Source organism: Pseudoalteromonas sp. 1_2015MBL_MicDiv (genome assembly GCF_002407505.1).
In the GTDB taxonomy this organism is placed as follows: domain Bacteria; phylum Pseudomonadota; class Gammaproteobacteria; order Enterobacterales; family Alteromonadaceae; genus Pseudoalteromonas; species Pseudoalteromonas fuliginea.
In genome coordinates, this window is the sequence record NZ_CP012737.1 from 3,001,866 (window position 1) to 3,018,621 (window position 16,756).

The 16,756-nt window shown below is 39.2% G+C and carries 15 protein-coding genes; 6 read left to right on the forward strand and 9 right to left on the reverse strand.

Features of this window, described 5'->3' with window-relative positions:
• Positions 1–3: 3 nt before the first annotated feature.
• Positions 4–363, reverse strand: coding sequence for a glutaredoxin family protein (locus AOR04_RS13385; protein WP_096793624.1), 360 nt, complete (start codon positions 361–363; stop codon positions 4–6).
• Between the two features lie 116 nt (positions 364–479).
• Complete coding sequence (gene proB, locus AOR04_RS13390; RefSeq protein WP_096793625.1) at positions 480–1,583, reverse strand: glutamate 5-kinase; 1,104 nt, start codon at positions 1,581–1,583, stop codon at positions 480–482.
• A gap of 119 nt (positions 1,584–1,702) precedes the next feature.
• Here proB and AOR04_RS13395 point away from each other — a divergent pair, with 119 nt between their 5' ends.
• Positions 1,703–2,662, forward strand: a complete 960-nt coding sequence (locus AOR04_RS13395; RefSeq protein ID WP_096793626.1) for a DMT family transporter — start codon at positions 1,703–1,705, stop codon at positions 2,660–2,662.
• Here the strand turns inward: AOR04_RS13395 and AOR04_RS13400 are convergent.
• The 3 genes from AOR04_RS13400 to pdsO are packed head-to-tail and all read right to left on the reverse strand — an operon-like array spanning position 2,557 to position 5,967.
• A complete protein-coding gene (locus tag AOR04_RS13400) occupies positions 2,557–3,162 on the reverse strand; it encodes a class GN sortase (protein ID WP_096793627.1) in 606 nt (201 codons plus the stop codon). The genes AOR04_RS13395 and AOR04_RS13400 overlap by 106 nt on opposite strands.
• Positions 3,159–5,189, reverse strand: coding sequence for a marine proteobacterial sortase target protein (locus AOR04_RS13405; protein ID WP_096793628.1), 2,031 nt, complete (start codon positions 5,187–5,189; stop codon positions 3,159–3,161). Before AOR04_RS13405 ends, AOR04_RS13400 begins: the two co-directional genes overlap by 4 nt.
• A gap of 46 nt (positions 5,190–5,235) precedes the next feature.
• Positions 5,236–5,967 carry a sortase-associated OmpA-like protein PdsO gene (pdsO, locus tag AOR04_RS13410; protein WP_096793629.1) on the reverse strand — a complete coding sequence of 244 codons (732 nt, stop codon included), beginning with the start codon at positions 5,965–5,967 and terminating at the stop codon, positions 5,236–5,238.
• A 204-nt stretch (positions 5,968–6,171) separates the two neighbouring features.
• Between pdsO and pdsR the strand changes: the two genes are divergently transcribed.
• The 3 genes from pdsR (at position 6,172) to AOR04_RS21715 (ending at position 9,445) form a co-directional block, all read left to right on the forward strand.
• On the forward strand, positions 6,172–6,861 hold the full coding sequence (pdsR, locus tag AOR04_RS13415; RefSeq protein ID WP_096793630.1) for a proteobacterial dedicated sortase system response regulator: 690 nt from the start codon (positions 6,172–6,174) through the stop codon (positions 6,859–6,861).
• The gene (gene pdsS / locus AOR04_RS13420) at positions 6,861–8,999 is read left to right on the forward strand and encodes a proteobacterial dedicated sortase system histidine kinase (RefSeq protein WP_096793631.1); all 2,139 of its coding nucleotides are present in this window, start codon (positions 6,861–6,863) and stop codon (positions 8,997–8,999) included. Before pdsR ends, pdsS begins: the two co-directional genes overlap by 1 nt.
• 281 nt (positions 9,000–9,280) lie before the next feature.
• On the forward strand, positions 9,281–9,445 hold the full coding sequence (locus AOR04_RS21715; RefSeq protein ID WP_007581574.1) for a hypothetical protein: 165 nt from the start codon (positions 9,281–9,283) through the stop codon (positions 9,443–9,445).
• Between the two features lie 5 nt (positions 9,446–9,450).
• Here the strand turns inward: AOR04_RS21715 and AOR04_RS13425 are convergent, their stop codons facing one another.
• Positions 9,451–10,701: a multifunctional CCA addition/repair protein gene (locus tag AOR04_RS13425; RefSeq protein ID WP_096793632.1), complete on the reverse strand. Its 1,251-nt coding sequence runs from the start codon at positions 10,699–10,701 to the stop codon at positions 9,451–9,453.
• A gap of 132 nt (positions 10,702–10,833) precedes the next feature.
• Between AOR04_RS13425 and AOR04_RS13430 the strand changes: the two genes are divergently transcribed.
• Together AOR04_RS13430 and AOR04_RS13435 are read left to right on the forward strand one after the other, a co-directional pair.
• Positions 10,834–11,052, forward strand: a complete 219-nt coding sequence (locus AOR04_RS13430; protein ID WP_033016113.1) for a hypothetical protein — start codon at positions 10,834–10,836, stop codon at positions 11,050–11,052.
• 128 nt (positions 11,053–11,180) lie between these two features.
• Complete coding sequence (locus tag AOR04_RS13435) at positions 11,181–11,618, forward strand: hypothetical protein (RefSeq protein ID WP_033037986.1); 438 nt, start codon at positions 11,181–11,183, stop codon at positions 11,616–11,618.
• A gap of 376 nt (positions 11,619–11,994) precedes the next feature.
• Here AOR04_RS13435 and AOR04_RS13440 read toward each other — a convergent pair whose 3' ends face one another.
• The 3 genes from AOR04_RS13440 to AOR04_RS13450 all read right to left on the reverse strand — a co-directional run bounded on the left by AOR04_RS13440 (position 11,995) and on the right by AOR04_RS13450 (position 16,707).
• Entirely contained in the window at positions 11,995–13,146 is a 1,152-nt protein-coding gene (locus AOR04_RS13440) for a murein transglycosylase domain-containing protein (protein WP_096793633.1), read from the reverse strand.
• A gap of 146 nt (positions 13,147–13,292) precedes the next feature.
• Entirely contained in the window at positions 13,293–15,380 is a 2,088-nt protein-coding gene (locus tag AOR04_RS13445; protein WP_008137513.1) for a winged helix-turn-helix domain-containing protein, read from the reverse strand.
• Between the two features lie 220 nt (positions 15,381–15,600).
• Positions 15,601–16,707, reverse strand: a complete 1,107-nt coding sequence (locus AOR04_RS13450) for a metallophosphoesterase (protein ID WP_096793634.1) — start codon at positions 16,705–16,707, stop codon at positions 15,601–15,603.
• Between the last annotated feature and the right edge of the window lie 49 nt (positions 16,708–16,756).

The following is a 16,756-nucleotide window of genomic DNA, read 5'->3' on the forward strand; positions in this document are numbered from 1 at the left end:
GGTTTATGCAGCTACTTTGTTTAAGTAAGCAATAATATCGTTTGATTCATACAGCCATTGTACTTGGCCGTTTTGCTCTATACGCAGGCAAGGCACTTTAACTTTGCCGCCTTGCTCTAGTAGCTCTTGACGATATTGCTCATTGTCTTTTGCATCACGCGTATCTATGTTTAAGCCTTCGCGCTTAATAGCGCGACGTACTTTTACACAAAACGGGCATGCTTTAAATTGATACAGTTTAAATTGTGAGGTTTGCAGATCAAGCTGTGCTTGCTCGTCGCTTGCGCGCTTTTTACTGCGAGGAGTAAATACAAAATTAAAGAATAAGATTATACAACCTAAAAACCAACGAACTAATTTCATGTTCTGTGCTCTGCTTACAACAATTTAAGGAGCCAGATTTTAGCACAAATTTACAATCAAAAAAGTGTAATACTGCGAGAATTACACCCAAGTAATTTAATTTACTAAAAGTGCTTCTATAGCAATACCATATCATCCCTATGAAGTACTTCTGCGCCACTATCGTAATCGAGTAATTGGCCTATTTGACTAGAATGCGCACCCTTTATTTTATTTACCTCGGTACTACTAAAGCGCGTTAAGCCCCGTGCAATCACTTGATTTTTATTATCTATTAAATCAATTAAATCACCGCGTTCAAAACGTCCAAATGCATTAGTAACGCCTTTAGCAAGTAAGCTTGCGCCTTTATTTTGCAGCGCGGCAATAGCACCTGTATCTATAACAATTTGGCCGGTACTTTTAGGCCCAGCTAGTAACCATTTTTTACGGCCATCTTTTGGGGCGGTGAGTTTTAAAAAACGCGTGCCTGGTAACTCGTCACTCATGCATTTTAAAATAACGTTTTTACCTGCGCCTTTAGCAATAATAACTTCAACGCCTGCACGCCTTGCGATGTCGGCTGCTTGTAATTTGGTTGCCATGCCGCCAGTACCTAAGTTTGTACCACTGCCACCAGCAAGTTGGCGCAGCTCATCGTTTATATGTGTTACTTCGCCAATGAGGGTGGCATTGGCATTAGTGCGCGGATCGCTGGTAAATAACCCTTCTTGATCGGTAAGTAGCAGTAACTTATTAGCATTAGCCAAAATAGCGACAAGTGCCGATAAATTATCGTTGTCGCCTACTTTTATTTCGCTGGTAGCGACTGCGTCATTTTCGTTAATGATGGGTACAACGTCGTAATTTAATAATGCATTGAGTGTATCGCGGGCATTAAGGTAGCGCTCTCTGTCGTCTACATCAGCGCGAGTAAGCAGCATTTGCCCCACATTTACCACATATAAAGCAAACAAACTCTGCCAAATATGAATAAGTTGACCTTGTCCAATTGCAGCAAGCATTTGTTTATCAATTAAGCTTCTGCCACAGGGTTTTAATAGTTGTTCGCGCCCAGCAGCAACCGCGCCGCTCGATACTAAAATAACCTGGTGGCCTTGTTTTTTAAGCTCGCAGCATTGGCGTACTAATTCAACCATATGTGCTTTGTCTAGCTTATCGGTGCCGCCAGTTAGTACGCTTGTACCAAGCTTTACAACTATTACCTGTTCCCTTTGCATGTGCTTTTTACTACTGATTAATTAAAGATGAATTAATTTATACCAGCTCGGTATTTTTGAACAAGTTAAAAATATTCATGCTAGGATCTGATTTTATTAAATTATGTAAATTACTCTCTATGCCTGCCAGTTTATGTTTAATTATTGCCACCTTTTTATGGGGCAGCTCTTTTATTGCGCTCAAATACGCCATTGCCATTTACGACCCTGCATTGGTGATATTTTTACGCATGCTCACCACGTTAGTTTTGTCGCTTTGTTTATGGCGCTACGTTATTCGGTTTGAGTATTTAAAAGGTGACTGGAAGTATTTAGTGGGTATGTCGCTTGCTGAGCCTTGCTTATACTTTTTATTTGAAGGCCATGCAATGGAATACACATCGGCCTCGCAGGCCGGTGTTATTGTCTCTTGCTTGCCTATTATTATTGCGCTGCTTGCCTTTGTATTACTTAAAGAGCATATAAGCAAAGCCATTGTTGTCGGCTTTACGCTGTGTATTGGCGGCAGTATTTTACTTACGCTTCTTTCACCAAGTACCGACCAAGCACCTAATCCGTTACTAGGTAACTTTTTAGAGCTTATGGCTATGGTGTGCGCTGCATTTTATACCGTAAGTATTAAACATTTAGCTAATCGCTACTCGCCCCTGACTTTAATTGCGTTGCAAGGTATTAGCGGCAGCTTGTTTTTTGCGCCGTTTTTATTTTTTATCGACCTACCAAGCGAAAATCAACACGACTTAACTGCGCTCATGAGCATTTTGTATTTAGGTTCGTGTGTAACCCTTGGCGGCTACGGCATGTACAACTATGCAATTAGCAAAGTATCGGTATTAACCGCTGCTGCGTACTCTAATTTAATTCCTATTTTTACACTTATTTTGTCAGCTATTATTTTGGGCGAAGTGCTCAACGTTTGGCAATGGCTGAGCATATTTGTGGTATTTATTGGCGTAATGATAAGCCAGCGCCATCAAGAGCTCGTGGTTGATATACCGCTTAGCGAATCGGGCGAAGGCATTTGCGCAGATACAAGCAACCTTAAATCAGTACCAGAGGCAAGCGAATCAAAAGGGTAACAGGTAAGCAAATACAGCCCAGGTGTTTGTAAAAATGAGTTTTGGGATTGATGAATAACCTCAATCCCCGTTACCTTATAATTTTGAATCACCCCACTTTGCAGTTGCAAAGTAAACGCCTCTCCCACTTGTGCGTTTTGTAAAAATGCAAAGTGGGTGTCGTTATGCCCTGCTATTAGCGCGCCTTTTTCGTTTCCAAATTCTTTGCCGCCAAGCTCCCCTGCGGGTAAAAATTGGCTAGGCGCAAACGCTAAATTACGACCACTCGCTCCAGCTAATACACTTAATGTTTTATTATGACTTGGCCAATCAAGCTTTGCAGTCACGTAGCTGTCGGCGTAATACCACGGTTTTACTTTAGTGTCTGGTGATTTAAGTGCCTCTCGCCATGCTTGCTCAATTAATACTTGAGCAAGCCACGCTTTTGCCTGCATATAAGCGCCGTGACCAAATAATCCAAGCCCAGCTATTAGTAAGCCCACGCTTAGCCACTTTTTCATTTACGTGCCCTGCTTAACTTAAATGATCGGTTTATTTTAAGGGCGCCAAATCCCAATAATAAAATACAGCCTAGTAATATATGTAACCTGCTTTGCCCATCGGTTTGCGGTAAACGCATCGCCATACCTTGTGGTACTGCATTAGTAGCTTGCGCCGTTTGCTCTGCCACTTCTTTTATTTGAGTTTGTTCAATCGCTATAAAAGCAGTAAACGGGCTAAGTAATTGATGAGTAAGCGCAAGCTCCTGTACTTCATCTTTAACCACACTTTGCTCGTTGTATAAAAGTAATGACTTGATTTTTTGGCGCGCCCATAGTTTTGCAATACCTTGAGCGTTTGAGCTATTTTGTGTGCTTAATTTAATACTTAAAGGACCTTGTGCTGTTTGCCCAGCAAGTACCACATTTTTAGCATTATTAAGTTTTATAGCGACCATAATAGGCTCGCCAAAGTATAAATCAGGTAGTGGTGATGGCCAAAAATCTAAGCTGTTACCGCTTTCATCGCTTAGCGCCAAATTAGTAATAGCCGGATGTGCAAGCTTATCAAACAACTGCTGCATTTTAGGTTGCACCTCGCTTGTGCTGCCTATAAACGTAAATGAGCCTTTACCTATATCTGCTGCTCGGCGCATAAAAAAGCTGTTAGGTGCGCTGCCAATACCCACTGTAAATAAGCGGCTATCGCCTAATTTACTTTGAATGTTTTTAAACAATACGTCTTCGTTGCTTACGCTGCCATCAGTTAAAAATACAACTTGGCGTACAAAACCATCAAACTCGCTGCCATCAAGTACGGCATTAAGCGCACCTTGTATTTCTGTGCCGCCGTCGGCCTCTAGGCTATAAATAAATCGCTCTGCACGGCGTAAATTAAAGTCACTGGCTATAAGTGGTTTATCGCTCATTGGAGTTACTAAGTTGTCAAAACCAATAATGTTAAAGCTGTCGTCGCTATCAAGTAATGACAGCGCATAAAACAAGGCTTTTTTAGCTTGCTCCATAGATTGCCCGTGCATAGAGCCTGACGTATCAACTACAAATACCATTTCGCGAGGTAAGCGCTGAGTTTGTGTAAAGTGATCCCCCGGTGGCATTAGCATAGCAAGCCCGTATCGATCACCATTTTCAAACTGCTCAGTAAAAAAAGCGGCTTGAGCCTGCTCTTTTTGCAGCGGTTTAAACTCAAGTACAAAATCGCGATTAACTGCATTTGTCTCATTTAAGGCTATTTTATATTGTCCAAACGCAGTGTTTTGTACATCAACATTATGAAATTTAGAATTGATATCCACCAGCTCTAAGCCTACGTCTATATCTATGTTTAAGCTAAATTGGCTGCTTGGTACGTTATCATTTTGAGTACTATTTTGAGTGATGTTTTGAGTGCTGTAAACAGGGCTCAACCACCCAGTTGGTAAAGGATTAGTATGTGCTTGGTTTTGAGTATTAACCTCAACCTCACCACTAATCGCGTGATAACGCGGTGTAATGGTAGTCGGAAATCTAATAGCGAATGTACCGCTGCTATAATCAATTATTTCTTGATACTCAAGCTCAATAATTACCTGCTCACCAGGGCCAATATTCGCCACATTAGTAATAAACATATTGGCGCGTTGCTGGCGTACAAGGGCCGCTTGCTTACCTGCTTTTTTAGCCTCCTCGTATTTTTTTTCGGCTTCCACTTTTTTATCAATTTGGCCTTTAATGACTCGCTCACCTATACGCATCGTCATGGCATGTACGGCGCTTTCATCAGGCAATGGAAAAACGTAGCGCGCGTTGACTGCAAACGGGTTTTCGTTTTGGTAGGTTTGCGTTACTACAACATGATTAATTAGGCCAGTTAAGGTCATATTGGCGTCGCTTTTTAATATTATTGCTGGGCCTGCTGGCGCACCATTGCTATCAAAAAGTTCTAACTTGGGTGATTGCGCATGGCTTTTGAAGCTCGCTAACAGCACAATCGCTATGAATATAAAAATGCTTACTTTAGTAAGCATTTTGGTCGGTTTACTCAACATAAAATCACTCCATCGAACGCTTTGTTTTACTTAGATTCAGTTAGATTTAGTTACTCGCCGTTTGGCCATTTACTGGGTTCATTGAGCGAGTGATAAGCGTTACGCGTCTATCAAAAAAGTTGTCTTCTACCGTGTTGCTATTAGCCAATGTTTGCTGCTCGCCAAATGCCTGCGTGCTTAAACGTTTATGGCTCACGCCGTGTTTTATTAAATAGCTTTGCACTGCATTTACACGCGCTTTAGAAAGTAAAAGGTTAGCTTGCTCATCGCCGCGCTGATCGGCAAAGCCACTTAAATCAAGTGCGAGTTGTGGTTGGTTGTTTAACAAGGTAACGAGTTGGTCTAACTGCAGCGCAAAATGCGGGGCAATAACACTTGAACCTGTTTTAAATTGCACCGTCATCGCCAATAAGTTATTAATTTGAACTTGAGTTAACTGCTCATTTTGATTGGCAAGCACTTCTAGCTGTTGCTCTAACATATTATTGTGGTTAAGCACGTGTTGGTAATCGCTGGTTTTTTCTTTCATAACCGTAATTGCACGCTCTTGCTCTGCAATTTTGTTATCAGCTACTTTTGAATCACCTATTAAACCACCGGCAAATGCCCCAATAAACGCACCAATTGGCCCGCCCACTACGCCGCCAATAATAGCGCCTGCACCTAGCCCAATAGCCGTTTCTTTATGGGCTTCTTTTGATGGCGTGTTAGATGTTGAGGCAATTGCTGGAGTACAAAAACTAGCAACGAGTGTTAACGCAATTAATGTCTTCTTCATGATTTGATCCTTAAACTTACTTTTTAATTTGTGATGTTTTGTTTTGATGGGTGTATTAAAACAAGCTCAAGTGGCAGCAAAGGGGATCAAAAATGGCAAACTGCTGAGCAATTGTGGCAAAAAAATGGCAATTGCCTTTTTAACCTTACTTAGCTTAAAAACTTCGATATAGTGCACAACAGAGCCGATAGGATAATGATTAAAATGAAAAAAATAGCCATCGTTGAAGATGAACCCGCAATCCGTGAAAACTACATAGAAATGCTGAGCGCACAGGGCTACCAAGTAAGTGGCTTTGCAGATCGCGCCAGCGCTGAAGCTGCATTTAAAAATGCTCTACCCGATTTAGCCATTGTTGATATTGGCTTAGGCCATGAAATAGATGGTGGTTTTTTACTGTGCCAAACATTGCGATCGCTTTCTAAAACACTGCCTATTATTTTTTTAACCGCCCGCGATAGCGAAATAGATACCGTATGCGGCCTGCGCATGGGCGCCGACGACTACCTAACAAAAGACATAAGCTTGGCTCACTTGGCTGCACGTATTGGTGCGCTGTTTCGCCGAATGGAAGCACTTGAACAACCCGCTGATGCAAACGCCCTCATAACACGCGGGCAGTTAACGCTCGACACGCAACGTATGCAGGTATTTTGGCAGCAACAATTAGTTGATTTAACCGTAACCGAATTTTGGATGCTGCATTCACTCGCCCAGCGACCAGGCCATGTTAAAAGCCGTAACGATTTAATGAGCGATGCAAAAATTTATGTAGACGACAGCACTATTACTTCACACGTAAAACGTATTCGTAAAAAGTTTATAGCACTCGATAGCACCTTTGATTGTATAGATACCGTGTACGGTATGGGCTATCGGTGGGAACAACACTAATGCTACGATTTGGTCTGCGCAGTAAATTTATATTGCTTTCATGTTTTTTGTTTTTGCTGCCGTGGCTTGGCTACGAGTACGTATGGGAAATGGAAAAGTTTTTACGCCAAGGCCAAGAAAAAACCCTCGTAGGCACTACTCGCGCACTTGCCACTGCACTACATGAACGCCCTGCATTATTTGACGAGCAAACCAACTTTTTAGACCAAGTAGTAAAAGGCCGCGATTTATACGCTTATAATCTTAAAAACCCTATTCAGCTAGATGGTAAACTCACCGATTGGGAAAGCTACCAACCGCTGTTTTGGCATTACGATAAGCGCTACTTACAAAAAATAGACAACAAACATCAAGCCAGTGACTTATCGTTTGATCATATGGTGGGAAAATTTGATAACTACTTATATGCAGTATTTAAAGTCACCGACAATACTCTTATTTATCGCGCTAAAAATAGCTTAAGTATTACCAATAACGACTATTTACAAATTGGTTTAAAAACGCCTGACGGGCAGTTTAATTCTTACATTATTGCGCCGCGCCAAGACGGCTGGGTTAATGCGTTTGATGCAAATACCAAAGCCCCTTTTACAAAAATTCAGGGCTATTTTGAAAGTACCAAATCAGGTTATAACGTAGAGCTGCGCTTTCCAATTAGCATGCTGGGCAACAAACTTGGCTTTGCTATTGTTGACATAGATAGTAAAAGGGCACTGCTCGAGCCTAAAATAATGTCGACCTCAAACTTAAATAACCCAAACGATTTGGGCTCGGTATTAGTCCCTTCCCCAGAAATTAGCCGTATTTTAAAAGGTATGGGCCACAGTGGTAGCCGTATTTGGGTGGTTGATAACCATCATCGCGTACTTGCGCAATCGGGTACTATTCAAAATGCAGATGGCGTATGGGCTGATGGGCTTGCTAACCAAGTACCTGAAACTTGGTGGCAGCGCTTTGAGCAAAATTACTTACACCCAATTTACTATAAAATATTAACGCGCCCCGAAAATGAGTTTTTAGATACCCTGCACGATGTAGCCTCTATGCAGGGCACACATTTAGCGAAAGCATTAAAAGGACAACCAGCATCGTCTTGGCGCTTAACTCCCGACAGTAAAGCCGTTATTTTATCGGCCGCTTACCCTATTTGGATTCAAGACCAAGTAATTGGCGCGGTAATAGCAGAGGAAACCACAAACGGCGTACGTACGCTGCGTAACAAATCGCTCGAAAAACTCTTTAACGTTATTTTAGCTGTGATGCTAATTGGTACTGTCACCCTATTCTTTTTTGCCTCGCGTATATCAAGCCGTATTAGGCGGCTGCGCGATACAGCTGAGCAAGCAATTGATGCACAAGGGCGTGTTACCGGCAGTATTAATTACAGCGACGCTAACGATGAAATTGGCGATCTGTCTCGTAGTTTTTCAAACATTGTGAGCCGACTTGGTGGTTATACCGATTACTTAGAGAATATGTCGTCACGGTTGTCGCATGAGCTGCGCACGCCGGTTGCCGTAGTGCGCTCGTCACTCGAGAACTTACAAAGCTTGCCACAAAACGAGCTGAGTCAAAAATACCTCGATCGCGCCAGTGAAGGTGTTGAACGCTTAGGTAAAATAATAACCACCATGAGCGAAGCTACTCGCCTTGAGCAAAGTATTCAAAGCAACGAGCCTGAGCCTTTTGATTTACAAAAAGTAATAAATGGCTGCATGCAAGGCTATCAGCTTACTTACCCACACCAGTTATTTACGCTTGATGTATGCCAAAGCAAATTACCTATGCAAGGTGCACCGGAGTTTATAGCCCAGCTGCTTGATAAGCTTATCAATAACGCGATGGAGTTTAGTGAAGCCAATACGGCGATTAATGTGAGCCTTATGCAAACTGAAAATAAAGCAATATTAACTGTGAGAAACACAGGCCCTGCTTTACCCGAAGGATTAACTGAGCATATTTTTGATTCAATGGTGTCGGTACGTAGCCAGCAAATGCAGCAACAGCCACATTTGGGGTTAGGGCTTTATATTGTAAGGCTGGTGTGCGATTACCATAAAGGCAGCGTAACTGCGCAAAACAACGAACAAGCCGATGGTGTCGTATTTACCGTAACACTGCCGTTAGTAAATGGTTAAGGCTGTATTTATACCGTTATATTTGTACCGTTATATTTATAGCCACAGCATTATATGCAAATAGTAATTACGCAATAAATTAAATTCAGTCGTATATTTTTTGTTAAAAATAGTTGCTTTAATTCACCTTAACTCCATATAAATTAACAAATAAACCCCTCTCATCCTTCAAAACCTGCCGGTTACAATTTAGTACAACTTCAAATGTAACTATTCACTTTTAATTCAGTCGAATGACCATACCCTACATCATATTAAAGTATTAAATTGAAGGAATACTCATGAAACCATCACTAGAGCGTGAAGAACTAGACTTTATTTTTGACTTATACAGGCCCTCTAAAAAACCTGAGTCTGAAAATGTAAAACCAAAAAGTACAAACTACAAAGAGCTAAGAAAGCACGACGCGACTAAAAACCAAGGCGTATCGCACTACTTAGTCTAATTTTATTACGCTTGGGACTTCTCATGTTCTAAAAATGCTTTAATGCAGTTTATTTCTGCTAGTTTTACTTCTTCGCCTATTTCAGGGCCTTTTTTGCCATTTTTAAGCGCATCTTGCACTACTTGCTTCTTATCCATTTTTTGCAGCTCAGTATGAATTGCTCGCAGTTTAGCTGCTTGCGGGTATGGCTTATCAACCAATGTTTCACCACGGCCTTGCGCATCACATTGGCACGCTTGAGTAAACGCTATAAAACGATTCGGATGCACCAAAGCATTTAAGTTAGTCACTATTAGCTTGTGAACGGTTTGCGGCCTTAACTGATCAATTGTGTGGCAAAGGGTGTGATTATCACTGGTGAGTACACCAACATCGCGAAAGCGATTAGGCACTTTTAAGCGCTCACAAAACGCCTCAATAATTGCAACACCTTCGCGTTCGTGCCCACGTAAATTTCCATACTTTTTAAAACTAAGCGCCTTACCAAAGTCATGAGTCAGCGCTGCAAAACGAGTTTCCAAATCAAAATTTAAATCTGCGGCGCGTCTAAGTACCAACATAGTATGCACAAATACATCCCCTTCAGGATGATGGTTTGCTGGCTGCGGTACATTAACCATGCGCTCAAGCTCTGGGAAAATACCCAAGCCTTGCAATGCTTCAAAATAAAGCTCAGGGTGCTTTTCACCCAGTGCTTTTTCTGTTTCAAGCCACACGCGCTCAGGTACTAAATGATTTAGCTCACCTTTATTTTTAAGCTCGCGCATCAATGCATACGTACTTGGGTGAATACGCCAATCGCTGCCATAGCGCGCTAAAAAACGGGCAATACGCAGTACCCGTACAGGGTCTTCTACAAATGCAGCGGTGGTATGGCGCAGTATTTTATTTTGTAAGTCTGTTTGGCCATTAAACGGGTCAATAATATTACCGTGTTCGTCAAGCGCCATTGAATTTATAGTTAAATCGCGTCTTGCTAAATCTTCTTCGAGCGTAACGGTTGGGCTGGCATCAACCACAAAGCCAGTATAGCCTTTGCCACTTTTGCGCTCTGTGCGCCCTAGTGCATATTCTTCTTTTGTTTTTGGGTGTAAATAAACCGGAAAGTCGCTACCTATTGGTACAAAACCGAGCGACTGCATTGTATCAGGCGTTTCACCAATCACTACATAGTCGTTATCTTTTGATTTTATATTTAGCAGTTTGTCGCGCACTGCACCGCCAACGAGGTAAACTTGTTTTAAGTTACTTTTCACTTTATTCCCAATAACACTTGCCCAATTGTTTGACGCTAATCATATCATTAATTAAAAAATTCTGCGGTATTTGCCAAGCCTAAACAAGCTCATTACAATGGCGCATTATTTTTAGCTATAGCCTCATAATTAATGAAAAGCCATTCATCAAAAAAAGAACTCATGTTACTACCCATTTTATTAGTGGTTATTTTAATGTGCGTAGCAGGTCACTTTTTACTACAAGCAAACTTTCAAGACAGTAATGTGGTTGAATACATGTTGGCAGCACTGCCGTTTGCTATGTTTGGATTGGTTATTGTGGCGTTTAAAATGGCGGCTAAGAGTGAAAAAGAAGAACAAGAGGAATAACTGATTTTTCGTGGCGTAATTAGCGAAGGTATAGTTACCAATAGGTCATGCCTTATCCTTCGGTGTAAAAACGAGATTCCAATCCAACCTAACACTTCATTATTTATGAGCCATGGGGATATATTGCAATGTCAAAAGAGTACTTAAAAGAGCATCGGCTAGGCGAAGTCATCGCACTAATTCAGGTCTTAGCATTCCATCGAAATACAAGTCGTAGTGAAGAAGGCTTAATTGAAGAACTAAAACTAATTCCAAGGTCTGCGAATTCTTGGGTGGAGCTATCAAAATCCCACCCTGAGCTATTTCGTGTTAGAGATGAGGAAGATAAAATAAATAGGGTCTCTTTAGTATCTCGTTACGTAGCATCTTACGAAACCAAAAATGGTAAGAAAATACGTGAGCGATTAGAGCCGAGTTTAGTGCAAAAATTAATAGAAGTTGCTATTGAAATTCATGATAGGCAGGTTTCAAACTTTGAGCGATGGAAGGTTATAGTCCCACTACTAGTAGCATGTATTAGTGCAACGGCTGTCATAACTGCAACTCTAATGAAGATAGCTAATTAACAGATAACAACACACGCTGATGAGCACTAAAACTTATTTTCCACCGCAGATTTTAGTAGCGTTGTTCCGTTATTTTTCAATGCAGCAAGGAAGCTGATTCATCATAGGGCGTATGTAATTTCAAGCACCTAAATAATATTCACTTAAATGCCAATGTTTTGAAAGTAAAAAAGATACACAGCCTAAAAAAACACACAAAGAAAGTAAAGCCACTCCCTCTCAACCTAGCCACTCAAACACCAGTAACAGCCTTTAAACGGCAGTTAAAATAGCACCAAACCTCCTTTTAATATTTCACCTGAAATTGAAGTAACCGATTGAACCAAAACAGGAACTCAGCTATGGTTTGTTTATCAATAACAAATAAATTTGAAACTTATTGATATGCTTTTTCTGCTACGGTCACTTTTTCTAAGTAATGTCTCGATTCAGCTCTAGAGTGCTTAGTTGTGAGTATTTTATAAAACTGGCTCGACGTTAGTTGGTTAATTTTTGAAAATGCGATTGTTCTATTTGAATTAAATATTTTTAGTACATTGCCTGCGCCACCGTTATATGAAGAAATCATGGCGTAATGTTGGTTTTGTTTGGTTTGTATTTTATTTAAATAGCTATTTTTTAGTACACTTAAATACGCACTGCCAATATCTATATTTCTTTTAGGATCAAACAATACTTCTTTACTGGGCTCCCCTGGTATTTTCTTTATTTTTTGATAGACGTCTCTTCCTGCGCGCGATGGAATTATTTGCATTAAACCATACGCATTTGAAGAACTTACTGCGTAAGGGTTAAAGTGACTCTCTGTTTCAATTATACCGTAGATAAGCGACGCAGATATTTGGTATTTCTTTGCCGCAGCCAAAACATACTCACTGTATTTTTGCTTTCGTAAGTGAGCGTTTTGTTCTACCAGAGGAAAAGATACCGATGTAATTGAATGACCATCACTACGTTTTTTTTGTACCTTAGTGTCTACTAAGTAACGAGCAAAACGATTTGCCCGCCATTCATATTTTATGGGGAGCCCGTCTTCATCAAGCACTTGTTGATACAAAAAAGGTTCATCCCCTAAAATAGGCGATTCACTGGTAAAAATGTCTGTTTTATGTGGATCACTTGAGGTTAATAATGTCATTACAATTGCTTGAGTTAGAAGCGAATTGGTATTTTTAGTGGCTATGGTTTCGACCTGTACCATATTACGGTCAAAATCAATAACAGCACGTGCTTGGTAATCATTGCTGTATTTTACATACTTTCTGCGTGTTGGTTGCTGAGTATTTTTTTTACCCCATTTACGACTAACTACACTTTCTAACGTTGCTAATAGCTGACTAACGCTAACCACTTGCTGCTTAATTGAGCGCTGCGTTTTTTTTACTTGTTTTTCAATTGCTTTAACATCGGTGGGATTGTTTTTTACTTGTTTTGCAAGTTTATTGAGATCCCTTACTGGCGCTAAGTGCGATATTGACTCGCAACCGGTCAATAATAGAATAAACACTAAGAAGCCATACTTTTTCACAACTTATCCCTATCTGTTTTTTAAGTAACACTATAAAATATTTAGCTAAAACTAATTTATGGCAGCCTACTTAGGGCCAACTTTATATTCAATTAGCTATTGTTCAAACTAATAGCAAAGCATTTATGTTACTCATTCGTTGAAAATCAATTAAATAATGGGTGATGTAATTGATTAATATTAGATTGTTCCGATAGACTTTTAGTAAATAACAGTTTTTTATGTAAAGGGATCATAGAAAAAGGCTCTGAATCTAAAATAGAGATTGTTGGGACATACAAAATATCGGTCAATAGTTTTTTCCCAATATTAAAACGTTTTATTGAATCCCCTGCTTTATCACCACTTTTAAAATAAACTTCATGGTTATGTATACTCCAGCCATAGCGGGTACCAAACTGTTTTCTATCGAGCAGTTTTACAGGCATATGAGGTTCATTTATATCAACCTTATATAACTCCTTTTTATTATCTACATATACGAGTATTTTATCACTATCCATATAGCCAAAACGTCCATTATTATCTGTTACTTTTTTTGTCATAAGCGTATTAGTATCTAATAAATAGAGTTCACGTTTTCCAGCTACATTTAACCTTATTACAAGATCTTTGTTATTAGGATGCCAAGTAGGGCGACCAAACTTATCTAATGTAATATTTAAGCGATTGATTTTTTTTGTTACTGAATTATAAACATAAATTTCATTTTCACTCTTACTAATTGCACTCGCAAATACTAATTTCTTACCATTATTAGACCAAAGGGGATATTTAGCATTCTTTTTTAAATTAGTAAGCTGCCTGCGATTACTGCCATAAATATCAGATAGCCACACTTCGTAATAACCACTTTCATTTGATAGATAGGCTAGCTCTTGGGATACCTCTGAATAAGTAGGGTATTTATTGCTAAACTCAGATTCAATAACGGGATAAATACTAGTACCAACCGATGTAGAAAGATCGTAACCCGCTATATAGTAAGTTTCTCGGCGCTTTTGGTAAAATAGACTGCCGTCTGCAGAAAAGCTAGGAAAGCCAAACCCAGATATATTTAAAGGTGTTTGCTTCAAGGTTTTTAAATTAAGTATAAACCCTGAATGCTTATCTGCTTTTTGACTTCCAAAGACAAGCAAATCGTTACTTTTATGCCAGGTCATCCCCTCAATATCATTATGCTTAAATGTAACTTGCTGAGCAGCTTTGGTTTTTAAGTTTACTATAAATATATTTTCGCTAGTATTACTGGCACGCCTTGCTACGGCAACGTATTCACCATTAGGAGAAAAAGCAATATCACGTTCTCTGTATGCGCAATTGTCTTGACAACTAAACCGCTCAGGCTTTGCTTGATTGTTATTTAAATTTAAAAAGTAAATGCCGTCTTCTATATCTCCTGTCACTTTAGAATTAAAAGCGAGCGTCCTTCCATCTGATGACATTGCAATATATTTAACTCCAGTTGTAACTGGACAAGTAGCTAGTTTAGTTTCCTTCTTACTAATTAGTTCAAACTTTATAACAAAGCACTTAGAGGCAGTTGTAGATAAAAAATAAATATATTGTTGATCAAGGCTCCAAACAGCTCGACTATAGGATGCATTAGTAATAGTAAGCTGTATAGGTGGCACTTGAGGTGCAGCTAACTCTTTTAAATATAAGTGACGCCCTGCATTATTAGCCCATATATAAATCACTTTTTTACCATCCGGTGAAGGTGAAACAAATAATTCACTACCAGGATCTTTAGTTATTTGCGTAACAGTGGCATTAGCTGCCTTTTTAGGAGCTAAGTAAAAAGAAAGTAAGCCTATGATTATAGTTATTAAAAATAGTGTGGTTAACCAAGGTATAGCATTAGATTTGTCGTTTTTACTTGAAAGGGAAGGAGCTTGTTCTACGTTAACGGCTTGTGGTTTAACTAATAACTTATAACCTCTCTTGCGTATTGTTTCTATTACACAAATTTCATTATTGGGATATTTAAAACATTGCCTTATTTGCCAGATGGTATTAGTAAGTGCTTTTTCCCCTACGAGTTCATTATTCCCCCAAACATGCTCAATTAATTCAGCGCGAGAAACAACACGAGGGTAATGTAAAACCAAATAGCAAAGTACCTCTGTTACTTTTGGTTGAATTGATTGCTTATTTTTAGTGTTGATTAAAATAGCATCTTCTTGAGGCAGCACAGTATAGGGACCCAGAAAAAAAGGCTGTTCAACATTCATAATGAAATACTTACCTTACTATTTTATTTAAAATACAAACAATTACATCTAAAAACAATATTTCACTGTTTACGAGTTATTATTTTATTCTACATGAGTTAAGTAATTAAAACACAAATGTTGGATAGGTGAATGCTGGTTTTTAATTTAGTCACGATGAATTATTGACTATTCCAATAAAAATAAAAAAAGAGCAAGTAATCCTCCCCTTATATTAAGCTTAATTTAATGCTAAACGTTTGCCTGATAAAGTGCCTCGACTAAATAGACCATTTTCTATAAATAAAATTTCTCCGTACTCACCATTTTTAATACTGCTATCGATTGCGATCACCTTACCTTGGTAGCGCGACTCTATTCGTTTTTGAGAGGTGTGTCCCACCACTATATTTTTAATTTCAAAATGTTGTAGCAACAAATCGATTTCTATATCTGTTGCACCATCATCTTTAAAATATCCGCGATACCAAATAGGCCCGTTCTTTTTGTGTAATTCTTTAGCAAAGCCCTCTCTAGGGTTACCTAGCTCAACTTTAACTAAATTTTGTTTAAAAACTGTGTTTATCGATTGCAATGACACTGCACTTTTAGCAAAGTCGGGGTGAAACCCCCCATGAGCAAATAAATAATCATCTATTTTTACTAACACCGCTTTGCTCCGTAACCAACGACCAAGAATAGTGTGCTTATTAAATAGACTAACAAATTCTACATCAAGTAACTTTGCCGTGCGGACATATTTAGCATGCAGGTAACGTAAGTCGTTATTCAGTACCATAACCTCATGATTACCTAATAATAAATGCAAAGAGCCACCAGCTTGCTTAGCTTGTTGCTCAAGTTCAAAAATAAACCATAGAATTTCAGTTACTTTATCACCTCGATCAAATATATCTCCGGTAATCACAAAATGGCCATCCCCATAGCTCCACTTGCCCTCATTATTTATAATTTTGTTATTGGTTAATAATTGCTTCATTAAATCAAACTGTCCGTGCAAATCACTTAGAGCCGCTATTTTAGAAACTCCAGTAAATTCAATTATATCTTCAGTAAACTCAAGGGTGTTTACCTCTGCGGTTAAACCACACTGAGAAAAATAAATTGGTATGCTTTTAAATTCTGTTGCTTGGTGTTTCGCCTTATCGTTACAAATCCAAGCTATATCTAATACAGAGTTACTTTCAGCAATATAAGGCCCGTCTTTTAGTACAAAAAACTCATTAATTGTTGTTTGTTGATTTTTTGTGTACAAGTCATATTCAAAAAATGCATATAACCCAGAACATACTAATAAAGGCAGTAGTAAAAAAAATATATGTTTCATATTTAACCTTATGAAACCACATCCTTGTGGCAAAAACTTAAATAAAGCT